Source organism: Streptomyces sp. NPDC096323 (assembly GCF_040302845.1).
Lineage (GTDB): Bacteria > Actinomycetota > Actinomycetes > Streptomycetales > Streptomycetaceae > Streptomyces.
In genome coordinates this window covers 502,738-520,742 of the sequence record NZ_JBEOSI010000001.1, presented here as the reverse complement: position 1 = coordinate 520,742, position 18,005 = coordinate 502,738, and the positions used below count along the sequence as shown (strand labels likewise).

Here is an 18,005-nt window from a genome sequence, read left to right as displayed (position 1 = left end):
TAGATCGCTCAGAAGAAAAACAAAGCGGTCAAACGCTCAGTCCTGGGTGAGGGTGACCTCCTGTGCCGATCCGCGGACCTTCAGCTCCGGCAGCAGCTCCGTCCTGCGCACCGGACCGGCCGCCCCGGGAGCCCCCGACAGCCGGTGCAGCAGCAGTTCGGCGGCGGCCCGGCCGATGTCCGCCTTGGGCGGGGCCACCGCGGTCAGCGGAGTGCTGCCCAGTGCCGCGACCACATCGTCGTACGCGACCACCGAGCAGTCCCGCGGCACCTGCACCCCGCTCTCCGCCAGGCGCTGCACCAGCATCAGCGCGTCCACATCGCCGTGCAGCACGGCAGCCGTCGCTCCCCGCTCCCGCAGCAGCGCGGCGAGATCGAGCGGATCACCTTCGCTTCGAGGCGCCCCGCCGCCCTCGTACCCCGCCTCGGAGGGGCCGGGGCCGGGCACCGCGTCCGGCGAACTCAGCACCACCGCCCAGTCCTCCACCTCTGGCCGGCCCTCCGCGACGGACGCGAAGGCGGCCCGCACCGTACGGGCCGTCGGGCTGTCGTCGCGGGCGGCCAGCACGATCCGGCGGTGCCCGAGCGACACCAGGTGATCCACGGCGAGGTGGACTCCGTACCAGTGATCCGAGCAGACCGAGTCCAGGGCGTGCAGGGCGCTGCCCGGCCGGGGTCGCCGCTCCATCAGCACGGTCGGCACCCCCACCTCCGCCAGCCAGCCGTAGTCGAGCTCCTCGGAGAGGGCGTTGCGCCACCGCGGGGCGATCAGCAGCCCGCGCGCGCCGTCCGCCAGCGCCCGTTCCACCAGAGGCCGTTCGGCACCGGCGGACTGCGGTGCGATGTGCAGGGCGATGCGGATCCCGGCCTCCTCCAGGACGGTCCGGGCGCCGTGCAGTGTCTCGTACAGATACGAATGCCGCTCCGGTACGACCAGGGCGACCGCGCCCCCGTCGCCGGCCGGGTCGCCGTCCCTGGGCGCGGGCACCGCCGGCGGCCCCGCAGGATCGCGCACCGGACGGGCCACGCCGTGGCCGCGCCGCAGCCGCCCCGCCCGGGCCAGCTCCTCCACATCCCGCCGCACCGTGACCACGGACACGTCCAGTTCGGCCGCGAGGGCGCTGACCTTGACCGGGCCGCGCGACTCCACCACCGCCAGGATTCGCCGACGCCTGAGTTCAACCGGCTCCCGCATGCTGCTGGCCCCCTCGCCCTACCGCTGCGCGTTGTGCGTTTGAACGCTTCATGTGAGCGCTTGGAGCGCAGCATAGCCATGGGCCCGGCCAGGGCCCGCTCAAGGCCGGAAGATCGTAGGTATTACCATCTGACCCGGCATGGACACCCTCACCCTCTGGCAACTGGCGGCACTGGCCGCGGCATCCGCACTCGTCGGCTTCTCCAAGACGGCCGTCAGCGGTGCCAACACGATCAGTCTCGCGGTCTTCGCGGCGGTGCTGCCCGCCCGCGAATCCACCGGAGTGCTGCTCCCGATCCTCATCGCCGGTGATGTCCTCGCCGTGCTCACCTACCGGCGCCATGCGCACTGGCCGACCCTGCTCCGCCTCTTCCCCGCCGTCGCCGTCGGCGTGGTGGCGGGCACGCTGTTCATGATGTGGGCGGGCGACGCCGCCGTCCGGACCTCGATCGGCGCGATCCTGCTCTTCATGGCCGGGGTCACGGTCTGGCGGCGCCGAACCGCGGACGTGGGTGCGGAGCCGGCGGCCGGTACGGGTCCGCCCACCGCCGCCGAACGGCTCAAGGCGCGGTCGTACGGAGTGCTCGGCGGTTTCACGACCATGGTCGCCAACGCGGGCGGCCCCGTCATGTCGCTTTATCTGCTTTCCGCGGGCTTCCGCAAGCTCGGCTTCCTCGGCACGTCGGCGTGGTTCTTCCTCATCGTCAACACGTCGAAGGTGCCCTTCAGCGTGGGCCTCGGGCTGATCGACGCCCGGTCACTGCTGCTGGACGCCTGCCTGCTGCTGTTCGTCCTTCCGGGCGCGTGGATCGGCCGGAAGTGTGTGGACCGGATAAACCAGCTGCTCTTCGAACGCCTGGTTATCGGGGCCACCGTGCTGGGCGGCCTGCAACTGCTCGTGAACGCATAGGTCCTGTCCGACCCTGATCCGCCGGGCAGGGGCTGGGCCCTTCCGGATCGAAGCGATCCGGAAGGGCCGGCAAGCGGACGGGACATCGCCGCTCAGACGATGTCCTCCTCGATCTCCGCCTGCTGGCGCGCGCTTCCGTACGCCGACGGCGTGCCGTACGAGCCACGGGCGACGAACCACCACACGGTGGCCAGGACCAGCACGGCGACCAGCGCGATCGACGCGTAGTTCATCGAGTCGACCGTCACCGGGGACCTCTGCGGCAGCAGGAACAGCACGGTCACGAGCGCGACCCACACCACAGCGATCCAGCCGACCGGCTTCGACCACCGGCCCAGGTGCCACGGCCCGCGCTCGAAGCGGTCACCCGCGCGCAGCTTCAGATAGATCGGGATGGCGTAGGCGGGCGTGATCCCGATGACGTTGATCGCGGTCACCGCCCCGTACGCGGTCGCCGAGTACAGCGACGGAAGGGCGAGCGCTCCGGCGACGACGACCGACAGCCACACCGCGTTGACCGGCGTCTGCGTGCGGGCGCTCACCTTGCGCCAGAGCGAGGACCCAGGCAGCGCGTTGTCGCGGCTGAAGGCGAACACCATCCGGCTGGTGGCGGCGACCTCGGCGTTGCCGCAGAACAGCTGTGCGGCGATGACGATCAGCAGCATCGCCGTGGCGCCGGAGGTTCCCAGCGCGTCGATCAGGATCTGGGCCGGAGGGACGCCGGTGGCGCTGTTCTGGGTGCCCACGTAGTCCTGGATGGCGAACGTCAGCCCGGCGAGCAGTACGAAACCGGCCAGCCAGGAGACCCAGATCGAGCGGACGATGCCGCGGGGCGCAGAGACCGAGGCGTCCGAGGTCTCCTCCGGCAGGTGGGCGGAGGCGTCGTAACCGCAGAAGGTGTACTGCGCGAGCAGCAGACCGATCGCCGCCACGTAGATCGGATTCTCCCAGCCGGTGTCATTGACGAACTCGGTGAAGACGAACGACGGCGACTGGTGGTGCGAGGGCACGATCGCGAGCACGGACACGATCACCGCGACACCGGCCAGGTGCCACCACACACTGATCGAGTTGAGCACGCTGACCAGACGGACGCCGAAGAGGTTCAGGACGGCGTGCAGCAGCAGGATGCAGAGGAAGATGATCATCGTCTTGCCCGGCGTGGGGGTGAAGCCCCACTGCAGGTTCATCAGCGCACCGGTGAACAGCGCGGCACCGTAGTCGATGCCGGCGATCGCCCCGAGCAGCCCGAGCAGATTCAGCCAGCCGGTGTACCAGCCCCACTTGCGGCCACCGAGCCGGTCCGCCATGTAGTACAGCGCCCCGGACGTCGGGTAGGCGCTGGTGACCTCGGCGAGCGCCATGCCGACGCAGAGTACGAACAGACCGACCCCGGCCCAGCCCCAGAGCATCACCGACGGCCCGCCGGTGGACATGCCGAAGCCGTACAGGGTCATGCAGCCGGACAGGATCGAGATGACGGAGAAGCTGATGGCGAAGTTGCCGAAGCCGCCCATGCGGCGGGCCAGCACCGGCTGGTAGCCGAGTTCGCGCAGCCGCTGTTCCTCGTCCTTGGGCGGGACGGCCTCGGCGCCCTTCCGGTTCGAGGTGGATATGGACATGGGGAGACCTCCGTGAGCGGTAAGGGGAGAGGGGAAACAAAAACAGGGACGTGCGGGTGCGAGGTCAGCCGTGCGGCCCCCGGCCGGGGTCGCGGGCGGCGGCGAGGGCGCGGGTGCGGGCGCGCAGGAACACTTCCTCCGCGCCGCCGGGCTCCTTGGGCGAGCGGGTGCGGGACGCCCAGGGAAGCGAGGTGAAGTACGGGCCGAGCTCCTGGAACACCGGTGCGGCCTCGGCGAAGCGGAGCGCCCCCCAGAGCGCGTGTGCCAGATGGTTGAGATCGAGCAGGGTGCGGGTGGCGGGCGGTGTGCGCCGGAACCAGATCTCCAGGGCGCGCAGGGCCTCGCGTTCCGCGTCCTCGGTGACCCAGTGCAGGTCGAGCGCCTTCTCGTGGCCGTGCTCACGGCGGTAGCGCTCCACCCTCACGTACAGCGGCAGCACATGGAGCGCCGATCCGTCCGGCGCCGAAGAGGCCGCCCACTGAACGAAGTTGACCGCCTCGGAGAGCGACCCCCCGGCCTGGCGCGCGTACACGAACTGGAGCATGCGGTGATAGGCCTCGCGGTTGTGCGGATCGCGCTTGTCGGCCTCCGCCAGCAGACCCCACGGCCCGGGGAAGAGCATGGGCCCCGGCGGATGCAGCCGGTGCTCCTCGAGGCGCTGGCGCTCGTCCAGCTGGGAGAGGGCCAGCAGACACACCCACGGCACCGGGTCCTCCGGCGAGGCGTGGGCGGCCGAACGGCATGCCTCCCAGGCCTCCTGCCAGAGCTCCTGCCCGCTGGGATGGTCCGCGCGGCGGGCGCGGACCGCCCGCTCCACGGCGACCCGCGCGCGCATCACGGCAGCAGCGACGCTGCGCGGCTCCTCCGTCAGCCAGGCCTGAACCGCGTCCGATCCCGCGGCGACGGCCCCGAGCACCTGGGTCCGCTGGGTCCACAGGGTCCAGTCCGGGGTGCTCTCCAGCAGATCCCGCATGGAGATCCATCGCCCGGTACGTAAGTCCTGTAACGCGGAGCGGAGTTCGTTGTCGTGGCCGGCCGGATGGTAGACCGGCCGGAAATCACTGTTGGCCATGGACGTGCTCGGGACATGGTGTCGGTCTCATCGATCCTCAGGACGTGGGGGGTGAAGCAGCGGTTGAAAAGTGAACCGCTGTAAAGCGTCCGGTTGTTGCTCGGCTTCCTGCTCGGCGGTGAGTGTAGAGCCCTGCGCGCCGAACTCCCGAACGAATCGTGGATCTTCTTCAAGTAGCGTCTGCAAACAGGAGGTTGAGCTCCCGTGCGGGGTACTGGACACAGGTCTTGCGGGTGCTTGACGTAACCGCTGGGCTGCACCACCCTGAATTCCCGCGACCGAAGATCACGATTCCGTTCAAGCCCGTGGGCTTGCGTACCGCTGGAGACCCGATGACAGGCCCGGTACTCGCCGTGGACCAGGGCACCTCGGGGACGAAGGCGCTGGTGATCTGCCCCGAGCGTGGCGTGATCGGTTCCGGTTCAGCTCCGGTGCGCCCGCGGTACGGCCCCGGGGGAGCCGTCGAGGTGGACCCCGCGGAGCTCCTCGGCTCGGTCCTCGACGCCGGGGCGCGGGCCCTGGCCGAGGCCGCCGAACCGGTCGTCGCCGTCGGGCTCGCCAACCAGGGCGAGACGGTCCTCGCCTGGGACCCCGGCACGGGGAAACCGCTCACCGACGCGATCGTCTGGCAGGACCGCCGGGCCGAGCGGCTGTGCCAGGAACTCTCCGCGCACGGCGAAGAGTTGAGACGTCTCACCGGGCTCCCACTGGATCCCTACTTCGCCGCACCCAAGATGGCCTGGATCCGCCGCGAACTGACCCGGGAAGGCGTCGTCACCACCAGCGACTCCTGGCTGGTCCACCGGCTCACCGGTGCGTTCGTGACGGACGCGGCCACGGCCGGGCGCACCCAGCTGCTCGACCTCGATCACGCCGCATGGTCACCCGCCGCCCTGGACGTCTTCGGCCTGGGCGACGAGCGGCTGCCGGCCGTGGTCGACGCGGCCGGGGCGTTCGGAACGACGACCGCGTTCGGCGGCGAACTCCCGCTCACGGGCCTCCTCGTCGACCAGCAGGCCGCCCTGCTGGCCCAGGGCGCGCTGGAGCCGGGAAGCGCCAAGTGCACGTACGGCACCGGCGCGTTCCTCCTCGCCCAGACCGGACCCGTACCCCGCCGAAGCTCCACCGGCCTGGTCAGCTGCGTGGCCTGGCGGCTCGGCGGGCGCACCAGCTACTGCCTGGACGGGCAGGTGTACACGGCCGCCTCCGCGGTCCGCTGGCTCACCGACCTCAAGGTGATCTCCGGAGCCGCCGACCTCGACCCGGTCGGCGGCGCCGTTCCCGACTCCGGCGGTGTCACCTTCGTACCGGCCCTCGCCGGGCTCGCCGCCCCCTGGTGGCGGGGCGACCTGCGGGGATCGGTGACCGGGCTGAGCCTGGACACCACCGCCGGCCACCTCGTGCGCGCGCTGTGCGAGGGCATCGCCGCCCAGGTCGTCGAGCTCGCCGACGCGGTGGCGGCCGACCTGGGACGGCCGCTGTCCGCCCTGCGCGTCGACGGCGGACTGACCCGCTCGACACTGCTCATGCAGACCCAGGCCGATCTGCTGCAACGCCCGGTGGAGGTCTCGGCGTTGCCCGACGTCACCGCACTCGGCGCCGGAGCCGTGGCCAGGATCGGCCTCGACCCCGGACTCTCCCTCGCCGAGGCCGTCCCCGCCTGGCGGCCGGCCGCGGTGTACGAACCACGCATCGGCCCCGAGGAGGCGGCCGAGCGCCTCGCCGCGTTCCGTGCGGCCGTCGACACGCTCCTGGAACGGTGATGAGCACCAGCTCGTACGTCACGAACTACCGTGGCCGGACGCCCCGATGACGCACACCGTCACGACCGCCGGGGACCCGCTGCCGGCGCTGCCCGGCGGAGCCCCGTACGACGTCACCGTCATCGGAGCGGGCGTGGTCGGCACCGCCATCGCCCGCGAACTCGCCCGCTACCCGCTGAGCACCGCCCTCGTCGAGGCGTCGGACGACATCGGCAACGGCACATCCAAGGCCAACACCGCGATCCTGCACACCGGTTTCGACGCCGTGCCCGGTTCTCTGGAGGCCCGTCTCGTACGCGAAGGACAGCAGAAGCTCTCCGCGTACGCCGCCGAGACGGGGATTCCGGTGGAACGCGTCGGCGCCCTCCTCGTCGCCTGGGACGCGGAACAACTCGCCGCGCTGCCCGCCCTGCTGGCCAAGGCGGAAGCCAACGGCTACCACGCGGCCCGGCTCCTGGACGCCGACGCGGTCGCCGAACGGGAACCCCATCTGGGCCCCGGCGCACTCGGCGCACTGGAGGTCCCCGGCGAATCCGTCATCTGCCCCTGGACCACGCCCCTCGCCTTCGCCACCCAGGCGGTCCGCGCGGGCGTCCACCTGCACCTGGACTGCCCCGTCCACGACATCCGGCCCGGGGACGCCGTCCACACCCTGACGACCGGCCGCGGACCACTGCGCACCCGCTTCCTGATCAACGCCGCCGGGCTGTACGCCGACGAGATCGACCGGATGCTCGGCCACGACGTCTTCACCGTCACCCCGCGCCGCGGCCAGCTGATCGTGTTCGACAAACTCGCCCGCGACCTCGTCCGCCACATCCTGCTCCCCGTCCCCACCGCCGCGGGCAAGGGCGTCCTGATCGCACCGACGGTCTTCGGCAACATCCTGCTCGGCCCCACGGCCGAGGAACTCGACGACAAGACCGCCACCGGGTCCACCCAGGAGGGCCTCGCGCTGCTGAGGGAGAAGGGCCGCAGGATTCTGCCCCGGCTCCTCGACGAGGAGGTGACCGCCGTGTACGCGGGACTGCGGGCGGCCACCGGCCAGGAGGACTACCGGATCCAGGAATATCCCGGCCGGCGCTACATCGCCGTCGGCGGCATCCGGTCCACCGGGCTGACCGCCTCCATGGCCATCGCCGACCACGTCATCACCCTGCTCTCCCGGACCGGACTCGACCCGGGCGCCCCCGCCGGCCTCGAAGCCCTCACCATGCCCGCCCTCGGCGAGGCCGACCGCCGCCCCTGCCTCGACGCGTCACTCATCGCCCGGGACCCGGCCTACGGCACCGTGGTCTGCCACTGCGAACGCGTCACCGCGGGCGAGATCCGCGACGCACTGGCCTCGACCCTCCCGCCGCGAACCGTCGCCGGACTGGCCCGCAGGACCAGAGCAGGCAACGGACGCTGCCAGGGCTTCTACTGCGGGGCAGGTCTCCGCGCGCTGACCGAGGGGGCCCGGCCATGACCCGACGCGAGCGGACCGTCGACGTCCTGATCGTCGGAGCAGGACCCGCAGGACTGGGCGCCGCCACCGAACTCGCCGCGTCCGGCGTGCGACGGGTCGAGGTCCTGGAACGCGAACAGACCGCGGGCGGCATCCCCCGCCACTGCCACCACACGGGGTTCGGCAGCCGTACGGGAGGGGGGACGACCGGCCCCGAGTACGCCCGCCGGTGCACGGACGTCGCCACGCGCGCCGGCGCCGCCCTGCGCACCGGCATCACCGTCACCGGCTGGGCCGGACCCCTCACCCTCGACGCCACCGGACCGGACGGGCTCGAACGGATCACGGCACACGCCGTCGTCCTCGCCACCGGGGCCCGCGAACGCCCGCGCAGCGCGCGGCTCGTCCCCGGCACCCGCCCGGCGGGCGTCTACACCACCGGAGAGCTCCAGCAGGCCGTACACCTCCACCACCAGCACATCGGCACCCGCGCCGTGATCGTCGGCGACGAGCCGATCAGCCTTGCCGCGGCCGATGCCCTGCGGGCCGCCGGGGTCGCGGTCGTCGCCCGGGTCACCGACCGCCCGCCCTTCCTCCCCGCAGCCTTCGGACCGGGCCGCGGCGCCCCGCTGCTCACCCGCACCACCGTCACGGCCCTGACAGGCCGCACCCGGCTCACCGGAGTCGCGGTGCGCCACGAGGACGGCCGTACGACGACCCTGGCGTGCGACACCGTGGTGTTCACCGGCGACTGGATCCCCGACCACGAACTCGCGCGGCGCGGCGAGGTCCCCCTGGACGCGGGGACCCGCGGTCCCGCGTACGACGCCGCGTACCGCACCGGCGCCCCCGGGGTGTTCGCCGTCGGCAACCTGCTCCACCCGGTGGAGAGCGCCGGCACCGCGGCAGCGGAGGGCCGTGCCCTCGCCGTCCCCGTACGACGCCATCTGGCCACCGGAGCCTGGCCGGCACGCCGGCCCGCGTTCGCCGTCGCCGCGCCGCTGGAATGGATCGCGCCCAACCTGCTCGGTCCCGAAGGCGACCGGCCGCTGAACAACCGCTTCGTCCTGCGCACCCTCCGGCCGCTGACGGCCCCGCTGCTCGTGGTCCGGCAGGACGGGCGGGAACTGTTCCGCCGGCGCCTGCTGCGCAGCGTCCGGCCGGGCCGCCCCCTCCACCTGCCCGCCGACTGGCTCGACCGGGCCGACCCGCGGGGCGGCACGGTGAACGTCTCGACCGGGTGACCGGGTGACCGGATGAACGGGTGCTCAGGGAATCAGCAGCCAGTCCGCACCGATCGCCGCCACCAGGCCGACTCCGAGCAGCCAGCTGCCGAGCCGGGTCCGGCCGTTCCTGCTGAGCTCGATCACGATCCCGCACAGGATCAGAGCGAGCCCGTACACCCCGACCACCAGGACCGAGGACCGGCTCGCGATCCGCAGTCCCAGGACGACCGCCATCGCCGCCATTCCGACCGAGGAGAGGACGATCCGCAGGCGTCTGGCCTGCCGCGGCGTCAGTCTCCGGTCCCCGGCTTCCCCGGCTTCCCCGGCTTCCCCGGCGCCCCCGGCATCCGCGGTGTCCTCTGTCTCGGCTATCGGTGCGTCGATCGCCTGGTCCTGGTCCTGGTCCTGGTCAGAAGTGCTCATGACGCCGGATGTTAATCGTTTCCCACGACCCTGTTCACCGCTCTCGGTCAAGGGCAGGGAAACCAAGGGGAGTTGGGTGAAACCTCGCTCGCGCTGTCAGCCGTCCGTCCGCAGCCGCGGTGCTTCCGCGGCCGCGTCGATGACCGGCGCGCCCGGCTCCTCCACGCGCGCGGCCAGCTCCGTGGCCCAGCCGTTCAGTGCGCCGATACGCATCCTGTACGGCGTCGGTGCAGAGCCGGAGCCGGAGACATCGGCATGGGTGACGAACTCCTCCAGCGCCGCCGCACCCCGCCGGAGCAGCCGCGCCCCGCCCGTCGCGTTCCCCCGGGCGGCATGGGTCAGCCCGACGGCCAGCTGGGCCAGTCCGCGCCACAACTCCCGCTCCGCGTCGGGGCCCGACTTCCACGCGTCCTCGAAGACCTCGTGCGCGTGGAACGGCATTCCCGCGTCCAGCAGCCGCTGAGCCTCCCGTACGGTTTCCAGGGGGTCGCGCACCATCCCCTCGGGCTGCCGCTCCACCCCCCGCGCGCCGTACGGCAGAGGGCGTCCCAGCCCGTCGCGGGGGCGCGCGTTGTGCGCCCGCCCCTCGATGTCCCGGTCCCTGCGCGTCTCGTCCACCCCTCGATTGTGCCTCGCACCTGCGACGAACTGCCCGAACCACTGTCGGTGGGCCCCCGCGCACGACTAGTCTCGACTGTCACCGAAACGACTTTGGGGGAGGGTAGGCATGAAGCCGTCCCGGCCGCTGTACGAGCGCGAACCGGAACTCGCCGCTGCCGCTCAAGCCGTAGACGCGCTCTGCGGCGCACAGGCCACCGGCGGGCTGCTGGTCTTCAGCGGCGAAGCAGGCATCGGCAAGACGGCGCTGCTGGCCGAGATCCAGGCCATGGCAGCCGACCGGTGCACCGTCTGGTCCGCCCGAGGCGGCGAGACGGTCACCTCGGTTCCGTTCCACGTCGTACGCCAACTGCTCCAGCCCGCACTCGACGAGTTCTCCGCCGACGAGGTGAAGGCCCTGTTCGGAGCCTGGTACGAGAGCGCGGCACCGGCCCTGGGCCTCTCCGAGCCGACCGGCCCGCAGCCCGACCCGCAGGGTGTGCGCGACGGCCTCGACTGGGTCGTCCGACAGCTCGCCTCCCGGGTGAGTCACCGCCCGCTGCTGCTCATCATCGATGACGCGCACTGGGCGGACGGCGAATCCCTCGCCTGGCTCGCCTCGTTCACCGCCCGGCTCGGCGAAGTGAGGGTCCTGGTCGTCCAGGCCCACCGTCCCGAGGAGCTCGCGGCCCGCGAGGCCAAGCGCACCACGGCCGGCAGCCACCCGGCGCAGGTCCGCGTCGCCCTGCGCGCGCTCACCCCGGACGCGACCGCCGAACTGGTCCGCGCGACTCTCGGGGAGCACGCCGACGACCCGTTCTGCCGCGAGGTGTGGGCCGTCACGGGCGGCAACCCCTACGAGGCGGTCGAACTCGTCGCCAAGGTCCAGGACCGCGAACTGGCCCCGCTCGAGGAGTCCGCCGGGCTGCTGCGCGAACTCGGCGCTTCCGCCCGGGGCAGCGGTCTCGTCGACCGGCTCGAACGGCTCGGGACCAACGCCAACCGGTTCGCCTGGGCCGCCGCCGTCCTCGGTACGGACATCTCCCAGGACCTCGCCGCCACCCTGGCCGGGATGAGCCCCGCAGAAGCGGCGGACTGCACGGCCCGGCTGCGCGAGGCCCGTATCGTCACCGGCTTCGACCCGCTGGAGTTCGTACACCCCCTGATCGCCACCGCCGTGTACCGCTCCATTCCGCCGGCCACCCGCACCGCCATGCACGGCAGGGCCGCCTGGGCGATCACCCGGGCGGGCCTGGGACCGGCCGCCGCCTCCCGACATCTGCTCGAAGTCCATCCCGACGACGACCAGGAGCTGGTCGGACAGTTGCGGGCGGCCGCCAACCAGCACCTCGCGGTCGGCGCCCCCGAGGCCGCCCGGCGCTGCCTGGAGCGGGCCCTGCGGGAGCCCCCGCGCCACGACGCGCGCGCCACCCTGCTCTACGAACTGGGCTGCGCCACACTGCTCAGTTCGCCGGCCACCACCGTCCAGCACCTGCGGGCCGCGCTCGACCTGCCGGGCCTCGCCGACGAACTGCGGGTCGACGCCACCTACCGGCTCGCCGCCGCGCTGTCGCACAACAACCAGCTGAAGGAGGCGGCGCTCGCCCTGGCGGCCGAGGCCGAGCGCACCGCGCCCGGCCCGGGCCTGATGCGTCTGCAGGCCGCCCACTTCCTCTGGGAGGGCATGCAGGCCACCGAGGAGGACGGTCCAGGCCGCTCCCGCCGGCTCGCCGCCAACGCCGACCACCTCGCCGGCCGGGACAACGCCGAGCGGGCGCTGCTCACGCTGCGCGCCTTCGACGCCATGCTGCGCGGCGAGAACTCCCAGCTGATCGTGGACCTGTGCGAACGTGCCCTGGTCAACGGCCACCCCGCCCGCGGCCTCGGCTGGACCGACACCGAATGGGGCTTCGAACTCCCGACCCTGCTCGGCATCACCTACGCCTTCACCGACCAGCTGGACCGCGCCGAGGAACTCTTCGGCGAGGCCGTGCGCGCCTTCGAGATCTCCGGATGGAGCGGCGCCCACCTGGCCTTCGCCCACACGCTGATGGGACTGGTCCACCGCCGTCGCGGGCGGCTGGCCGAGGCGGAGGCCTTCCTGCGCGAGGGGCTCCGCCTCGCCGACCGGGTGGGCAGCGGACTGCCCGTGCACTGGGACGCCGCCTGTCTGCTCATCGACACACTGCTGGCCCGGGGCCGCATCACCGACGCACGCAAGATCGCCGACCAGTACGACTTCGGCCTGCCCTACCCCAGCGCCATGGTGCTGCCCGACGCCCCGTGCGTCCGAGGGCGACTGCTGCTCGCCGAAGGCCGTACGAAGGAAGCCGTCACGGAGCTGGAGGCGGCCGGCCAGTCCCTCGAACCGCGCGGCAGGTTCAACGGCATCTGGGGCCCCTGGGCCGGCGACCTGGCCCGCGCCCTGGCCGACGACGACCCGGACCGCGCCGCCCAGCTCGCCAACTCCGCCCGGATACACGCCGAGCGGTTCGGCACCGACACGGCGATCGGCGAGGCGCTGCGCTGTGTGGCCCTCTTCGCCCGCCCCGAGGAGGCCGCCCGTCTGCTGGGCGAGGCGGTCCGCCACCTGGAGGCGTCGCCGTCCGGCTACGAACGCGCGCTCGCCCTGTTCGACCACGGGGTCGCCACCCGGTCCCCGCGGGAGCTCGCCCGGGCGCACAAGCTGGCCACGGCCTGCGGCGCCGAGGCCCTGGCCACCCGCGCCCAGCAGGCACGGGCGTCGATCCGGTCCACGGAGTGAGGTAATGTTTGTCCTGCGCAGCCGCCCGGAGGACCGGGTGACTGGCAGCGGGACGTGGCGCAGCTTGGTAGCGCACTTGACTGGGGGTCAAGGGGTCGCAGGTTCAAATCCTGTCGTCCCGACTCGAGAGAGTCGTGGGCCGAGGGCCGGTACCGGAGAAATCCGGTACCGGCCCTCGGCCGTTGGGGTGTGAGCCACCTCTGAGCTACCAGCGGCCGGCCGGGATCCGTTCCCTCCAGCACCCGCTCGCGGATCCGGACGTCCAGGGTGCGCCGGCTGTCGTCGGCCTCCCGCCTGCGGAGGTAGCGCCCGACCTGGGCCAGGTGCCAGAGCAGCGGCGCGCCGCTCGCCCACTGCGCGCATCCCCGCAGCCCGGGCATCTGCAACAAGGTCGTCAGAACCTGCCCGAGGACCCGGAACGGCTCCCCGGCGCCCTGCTCCTCGGCCTTGTCGGAGCCCGGCAGCTGCGCACGGGCGTCCTCGGTCACCGCCGCCGTTCTCCGGTCTCCGCGCTCCACGGCCTGCCGGGCGAGCTCGTCGACCAGTGACGCGACGAACTCGGTCATGAAGGCGGCGTCCTCCTGCTCGTCGAGCGTCCAGGGCTCGTCGCCCTGGGCCTCGGCGTCCGTGAACAGGTCGCTGTAGTCGGCGAAGCGCACCTCAGCCAGCCAGCCCTGCATCAGCCCGGAGACCGCGTCGGCGTGCCCGGCTGCGCGTGCTCCCCCGGCCAGCGCCACGAGCCACTCGCGTCGTTCGCTCGCGGCGTCCCGCAGACCGCCGACCCCGTGGACGAACACAAGTTGAGGAGTGCCCGAAACGCTCACTCGTGCCCCCGAAGTATGGTGCGCCGACCATCGGGTGACCCTGGCGACAACTCACGGGCCCGGGGCGTGAATCAGTCAGGTGACGGGTGGAGGGACGGTTGCTCGTTCGTGAGCGTCTTGACCCCCGGCCGCGCGCGTTACGGCGCCGACATCGTGTCCGTCCCGTCAACCAGCGGGGCGGGCACGGCCGTGCTGCGCCCCGCTCAGCCGAAGAGCTTGGCGACGAACGCCGAGAGATTGGCCGTCGTCCGGGCGATCTTCTCCTCCAGTGTCAGCGACTCCTCGAAGCGTGCGCCCGAAGCCACCGCCTTCCTGCCTCGTACGTACAGCGAGCACGCCAGGTCGGTGCACATGTACAGACCGACCGAATTCCCCTCGCGCCCCGCCGGTCCCGCCTTGCGGGCCGTCTGGAGGGATACCCCGCTGCCCGGGTGTGTGGTCAGGCAGAGCGAACACATGCTGCGATGGAGGAATCCGCGCTGGTGGGAGGGGAAGCGCAGCGAGATCCCGGTCAGCCGGCCGTCGTACTCGGTGACGATGTAACTGCGCCCGGGGGCGGAGAGGTCACGCCACCCCAGGAAGTCGAGATCGTCCCACGGCAGCTCCTCGAACTCCCTGGGCAGCGGCAAGCGCTTGGCTTCTCCCTTGGAGCAATTGACGAACGATGTGCGGATGTCCTGCTCGGTCACGGCCTTCATACCGACGACGCTAACTCTGCCTACGAGCCCTAGGCAAATGATTAATGCTTATAGGGTTATGCCTGTGCCGTCTCGGGCGCGATGTCCAGGCGGTGTACGGGCGGGTGCGCGATGCCGAGATCCGGGCGCCAGGCGGCGAGGATCTGCGCCGAAGGGTCGAACAGCGGCGTCGGCAGTTCCTCGGGCCGGGTCCACTGCCAGGCGCTGATGAGATGGGGCTCGGTCACCCGCGCGGCGCCTTCGCCGATGGTCACCAGCGCGGCCATCGTCACCCGGTTGATCCCGTGGACCGCGTCGTGCAGCATCGCGAAGACGCGCACCTCGCGCTCGGCGGCCTCCAGCCCCGTCTCCTCCCGGAGCTCACGCACCGCCGCCGCCGCGATCGACTCGTGCGTCGGGTCGACCTTGCCGCCGGGCAGCTCCCAGGTGCCGCTGTGGTGGCGCCCGAGCAGGATGCGGCCCTGCCCGTCCTGTACGAGCACACCGACACCCAGCGCCGCCTGGGCCAGGGGCGGGCGGGAGTTGCGGGCGGGGACCGGGGGCGTCGCGGCGCTGTCCATGGGGTTCCTCACGGGGTTCGGTGGCCGTTACCACGCGTAGAGCCTATGGGGCGGGCCCGCGCGCACTGCGGCTATACGGCCAGCCTCAGGGAGGTGGCCGAGATGCCGAGCCGCACGGTCTGGCCCCACGTCAGCACCAACGCGTCCGCCTCCATGCCGTCGCCGAAGACCACCAGCCGGTCGGACTCGACGGTCAGCCGCAGCCCCTGCCCGCGGCCCAGCTCCCCCGAGACGAGCGAGGTGCCCGTCGCCGGTGACGGCCAGGCCTCCCGGACGAACCAGAGCAGCCGGGGATCGGTCGGGCCGGGAAGGGCGAGCGCGCTGCGGCGTTCCTGCCACAGGGAGCGCAGCCACCCGGTGGCGCCGGTCCCCGTGCCGACCAGCACACCGGACGAGGCCTGTGACTCGGCGGGGGAGGCGGGGGAGTCCGCGGGGCCGGTGCCCAGCCGGTAGCGCGCCGTCTGGTGTCCGGACGGGCCCAGGTAGATCTCGTTGAGGGCCAGGAGCCGCTGGGTGTCGTCGGCCACCGCCTCGACCATCGTGAGCTCGTCCGCCCGGCTGCCCGGCGCCACGGCCGCCCGCAGGAGGGCCGCAGCGTCGGCGGGCCGGTGGCGCACCAGGACGCCCGGGTTGCGGCCGGGGTCGGTGTCGATGCCCACGACCGGCTGGCCGGAGAGGTACTTGGCGGCGTTGGCGACCAGCCCGTCCTGGCCGACGACGACCACCACGTCCTCGGGTGCGAACAGGAACCGGTCCAGATCCGCCCGCTCCACCCGGGAGTGGCGCCACTGGAGCGGCACGGCCGCCGCCACGTCGGCCAGGGCCTGCCGCGTCCGTTCGTGCCGCCGGGCCACCTCGTCGATGGACCGGCCCCGGCTGGAGAGGAAGAACGCCGCCTGGCCGTGCGTCCCGTGCCGGGCCAGCAACTCCTCGTACTCGGTGGTGCGGTGGACCAGGACCGCCCTCGGAGCCAGACTCACGCCCGGGTCTCCGGGGCGCTCCGGCCGAGCTTGGCGAGCAGGCCGGTGAGCACGTCGGGGGAGAGGGTGAGGCTGTCGATGCGCGGCAGGTTCTCGGCGACCCGGGTGGCGGCCAGCGCGTGCAGGGTCGAGGTGTCGACCTCCCCGTGCACCCGCAGCCACGCCGCCTGCGCCTCGGCGCGGGCCGCGCCGACCTCACGGGCCGCCTCCGCCTCCGCGCGTGCGAGCCGCACCGTGCGGGCCGCCTCCGCCTCGGCGCGCACCCCGTCAGCTGCCGCGTGCTCCTCGGCCTCGCGGCGGGTGTTGGTGCCGCGCTGCTCGACCAGCTGCTCCTCGCGCCGGGCGAGCTCGATCTGGCTGGCCAGCTCGTTCTCGGCGATCGTCCGCTCGCGTTCGACGGCCACGGCACGGCGTTCGTAGGTGGCCCGGTCGGCCTCCTGCTGGATCTGCTCGCGGGCCGGCGTGCGCAGCGCGCGTTCCACCTCGGCCTCGGGGCGGATGGCGACGACGCGCACCGCCACCACGTCGATTCCGGTGGCGGGGAGCCTGGGTTCGCCGGCCAGGCCGGCCGCCACCCGTTCGCGTACCGCGGCGACACCGTCCACGAGGGCGGCGGCCAGCGGGGTGCGGGCCAGTACGTCCAGGGTGTGCTGCTGGGCGGTCTCGGTCAGCAGCGTCGCGATCTGCTCCAGTGGCGCGCCGCGCCAGGAGCCGGTGTCGGGATCGACGGAGAAGTCGAGCCGCGCGGCCGCCTCGGCCGGATCGCTGATCCGGTACGTGACGGTGGCCTGCACGGTGACGTCCTGGAAGTCGGCCGTACGGGCGTGGAACGCCATGGCCAGCTCGCGGTCGTTGACCGGCACCTCGGAGAGTGCGGCGCTCAGCGACCGGTACCAGAAGCTCAGCCCCGCCCCGTCGTGGGCGAGCACGCCGCGCTTGTGGTGGCGGATGTGGGCGGTCGGCGCGGAGCGCAGATGGCGCCAGCCGAAGCGCCGGGTGATGTCGGCCATGATGGACCCCCTCGTTCTCGTCGTGGCGACGATAATGGCTCGCGTCGCATATCGTCAAGGGGACGAAAAGGGGATGAGTGTGAGCGCGTGACCACATGCGGGCGGCCGGTGACTTCCGCAGAAGTCACCGGCCGGCCGGGGTGTGCGCCGCCCCCGTCCCCACGGTGCGGCGCGGGCGGGCCGTCGTCATCCGCTGGGACGACGGCCCACGTCTGTCAGGACCCGGACGCCTGCGCGTCCAGGCCGAGTGCGGGAAAGACGGCGGCCTCCACGAAGCGGACGAGGAACGTCTCGTCCGCCTGGGCGCACTCCAGCAGCGGACGTGCGCGCATCACGCCCAGCAGCTGGGCGGAGACGAACTCCGTCGCCGGGTTGTCCGCGGCCACCTCGCCCCGCGCCACCCCGCGCGCCACCATGGCGTCGATCGCCGCCAGTTCGGGCAGGATCAGCGACTCGCGCAGCGCGCACAGCAGCTCGGGGCTCTGCAGTGCGGCATGGCTCAGGGCCAGCATCAGAGGCGTGTCGCGTCCGGAGCCCTCACCGATGGCGCGCGCCGCCGCCCGCAGGTCCCCGGCGAGCGTGCCCGTGTCGATCCGGCCGAGCAGTCCGTGCCGGGTTCCGTGCAGGGCGGCGACGACCAGTTCGGGTTTCGACCCCCACTGACGGTAGAGCGTGGACTTTCCGCAGCGGGTCCGGCTCGCGACGCCCTCCATGGTGAGGGACTCGTAGCCGCTCTCTCTCAGCATGTCGAGCACGGCCGTGTAGAGCTCCTTGGCCCGCTCCGGCGTGATCTTCGAGCGGCGCGACGCGGTGGCCTGCTCCGGCCCCGATTCCTGCGACGACATGCGCTTTCCCTCTCTGCGACTCTGCGACGAGGTCCATCGATACGCCAGTGTACCGATACGTGAGTGTTCC

At 72.5% G+C, this 18,005-nt stretch carries 16 protein-coding genes and 1 tRNA gene; 7 read left to right on the top strand and 10 right to left on the bottom strand.

Annotated features, from left to right (window positions below; all coding sequences use genetic code 11):
* Positions 1 to 36: 36 nt before the first annotated feature.
* On the bottom strand, positions 37 to 1,194 hold the full coding sequence (locus ABTX18_RS02325; protein WP_352120836.1) for a substrate-binding domain-containing protein: 1,158 nt from the start codon (positions 1,192 to 1,194) through the stop codon (positions 37 to 39).
* 139 nt (positions 1,195 to 1,333) lie between these two features.
* Here ABTX18_RS02325 and ABTX18_RS02320 point away from each other — a divergent pair, with 139 nt between their 5' ends.
* Positions 1,334 to 2,104, top strand: coding sequence for a sulfite exporter TauE/SafE family protein (locus ABTX18_RS02320; RefSeq protein ID WP_352120835.1), 771 nt, complete (start codon positions 1,334 to 1,336; stop codon positions 2,102 to 2,104).
* Positions 2,105 to 2,196: 92 nt separating this feature from the next.
* On the opposite strand, the gene ABTX18_RS02315 is transcribed toward ABTX18_RS02320, so the two are convergent.
* Together ABTX18_RS02315 and ABTX18_RS02310 are read right to left on the bottom strand one after the other, a co-directional pair.
* On the bottom strand, positions 2,197 to 3,726 hold the full coding sequence (locus ABTX18_RS02315) for an amino acid permease (protein WP_352120834.1): 1,530 nt from the start codon (positions 3,724 to 3,726) through the stop codon (positions 2,197 to 2,199).
* Positions 3,727 to 3,790: 64 nt separating this feature from the next.
* A complete protein-coding gene (locus tag ABTX18_RS02310) occupies positions 3,791 to 4,798 on the bottom strand; it encodes a hypothetical protein (RefSeq protein ID WP_352120833.1) in 1,008 nt (335 codons plus the stop codon).
* Positions 4,799 to 5,130: 332 nt separating this feature from the next.
* Between ABTX18_RS02310 and ABTX18_RS02305 the strand changes: the two genes are divergently transcribed.
* From ABTX18_RS02305 to ABTX18_RS02295, 3 genes are read left to right on the top strand one after another with little or no spacing between them, the layout of a single operon-like run.
* The gene (locus ABTX18_RS02305) at positions 5,131 to 6,561 is read left to right on the top strand and encodes an FGGY family carbohydrate kinase (RefSeq protein ID WP_352120832.1); all 1,431 of its coding nucleotides are present in this window, start codon (positions 5,131 to 5,133) and stop codon (positions 6,559 to 6,561) included.
* Between the two features lie 46 nt (positions 6,562 to 6,607).
* Positions 6,608 to 8,029, top strand: a complete 1,422-nt coding sequence (locus ABTX18_RS02300; protein ID WP_352120831.1) for an NAD(P)/FAD-dependent oxidoreductase — start codon at positions 6,608 to 6,610, stop codon at positions 8,027 to 8,029.
* Positions 8,026 to 9,252 (top strand): FAD-dependent oxidoreductase, encoded by a 1,227-nt coding sequence (locus ABTX18_RS02295; RefSeq protein WP_352120830.1) that lies wholly within the window; start codon positions 8,026 to 8,028, stop codon positions 9,250 to 9,252. Before ABTX18_RS02300 ends, ABTX18_RS02295 begins: the two co-directional genes overlap by 4 nt.
* 24 nt (positions 9,253 to 9,276) lie before the next feature.
* Here ABTX18_RS02295 and ABTX18_RS02290 read toward each other — a convergent pair whose 3' ends face one another.
* Both ABTX18_RS02290 and ABTX18_RS02285 read right to left on the bottom strand, forming a co-directional pair.
* Positions 9,277 to 9,657 (bottom strand): hypothetical protein, encoded by a 381-nt coding sequence (locus ABTX18_RS02290; RefSeq protein WP_352120829.1) that lies wholly within the window; start codon positions 9,655 to 9,657, stop codon positions 9,277 to 9,279.
* A 96-nt stretch (positions 9,658 to 9,753) separates the two neighbouring features.
* The gene (locus tag ABTX18_RS02285; RefSeq protein WP_352120828.1) at positions 9,754 to 10,275 is read right to left on the bottom strand and encodes a DUF309 domain-containing protein; all 522 of its coding nucleotides are present in this window, start codon (positions 10,273 to 10,275) and stop codon (positions 9,754 to 9,756) included.
* Between the two features lie 109 nt (positions 10,276 to 10,384).
* Between ABTX18_RS02285 and ABTX18_RS02280 the strand changes: the two genes are divergently transcribed.
* From ABTX18_RS02280 to ABTX18_RS02270, 3 genes are all read left to right on the top strand, one after another.
* On the top strand, positions 10,385 to 13,018 hold the full coding sequence (locus ABTX18_RS02280) for an ATP-binding protein (protein WP_352120827.1): 2,634 nt from the start codon (positions 10,385 to 10,387) through the stop codon (positions 13,016 to 13,018).
* A 48-nt stretch (positions 13,019 to 13,066) separates the two neighbouring features.
* Positions 13,067 to 13,140, top strand: a tRNA-Pro gene (locus ABTX18_RS02275).
* Positions 13,141 to 13,341: 201 nt separating this feature from the next.
* The gene (locus ABTX18_RS02270) at positions 13,342 to 13,566 is read left to right on the top strand and encodes a hypothetical protein (protein ID WP_352120826.1); all 225 of its coding nucleotides are present in this window, start codon (positions 13,342 to 13,344) and stop codon (positions 13,564 to 13,566) included.
* Between the two features lie 479 nt (positions 13,567 to 14,045).
* Here the strand turns inward: ABTX18_RS02270 and ABTX18_RS02265 are convergent, their stop codons facing one another.
* From ABTX18_RS02265 to ABTX18_RS02245, 5 genes are all read right to left on the bottom strand, one after another.
* Complete coding sequence (locus ABTX18_RS02265) at positions 14,046 to 14,540, bottom strand: FBP domain-containing protein (protein ID WP_352120825.1); 495 nt, start codon at positions 14,538 to 14,540, stop codon at positions 14,046 to 14,048.
* Between the two features lie 56 nt (positions 14,541 to 14,596).
* Positions 14,597 to 15,100, bottom strand: coding sequence for a nucleotide triphosphate diphosphatase NUDT15 (locus tag ABTX18_RS02260; protein ID WP_352120824.1), 504 nt, complete (start codon positions 15,098 to 15,100; stop codon positions 14,597 to 14,599).
* Between the two features lie 71 nt (positions 15,101 to 15,171).
* Positions 15,172 to 16,080 (bottom strand): diacylglycerol kinase catalytic domain-containing protein, encoded by a 909-nt coding sequence (locus ABTX18_RS02255; RefSeq protein WP_352120823.1) that lies wholly within the window; start codon positions 16,078 to 16,080, stop codon positions 15,172 to 15,174.
* Positions 16,077 to 17,090: an SPFH domain-containing protein gene (locus tag ABTX18_RS02250; RefSeq protein ID WP_352120822.1), complete on the bottom strand. Its 1,014-nt coding sequence runs from the start codon at positions 17,088 to 17,090 to the stop codon at positions 16,077 to 16,079. The genes ABTX18_RS02255 and ABTX18_RS02250 overlap by 4 nt, the downstream gene beginning before the upstream one ends.
* A 215-nt stretch (positions 17,091 to 17,305) precedes the next feature.
* On the bottom strand, positions 17,306 to 17,935 hold the full coding sequence (locus tag ABTX18_RS02245) for a TetR/AcrR family transcriptional regulator (RefSeq protein WP_352120821.1): 630 nt from the start codon (positions 17,933 to 17,935) through the stop codon (positions 17,306 to 17,308).
* Between the last annotated feature and the right edge of the window lie 70 nt (positions 17,936 to 18,005).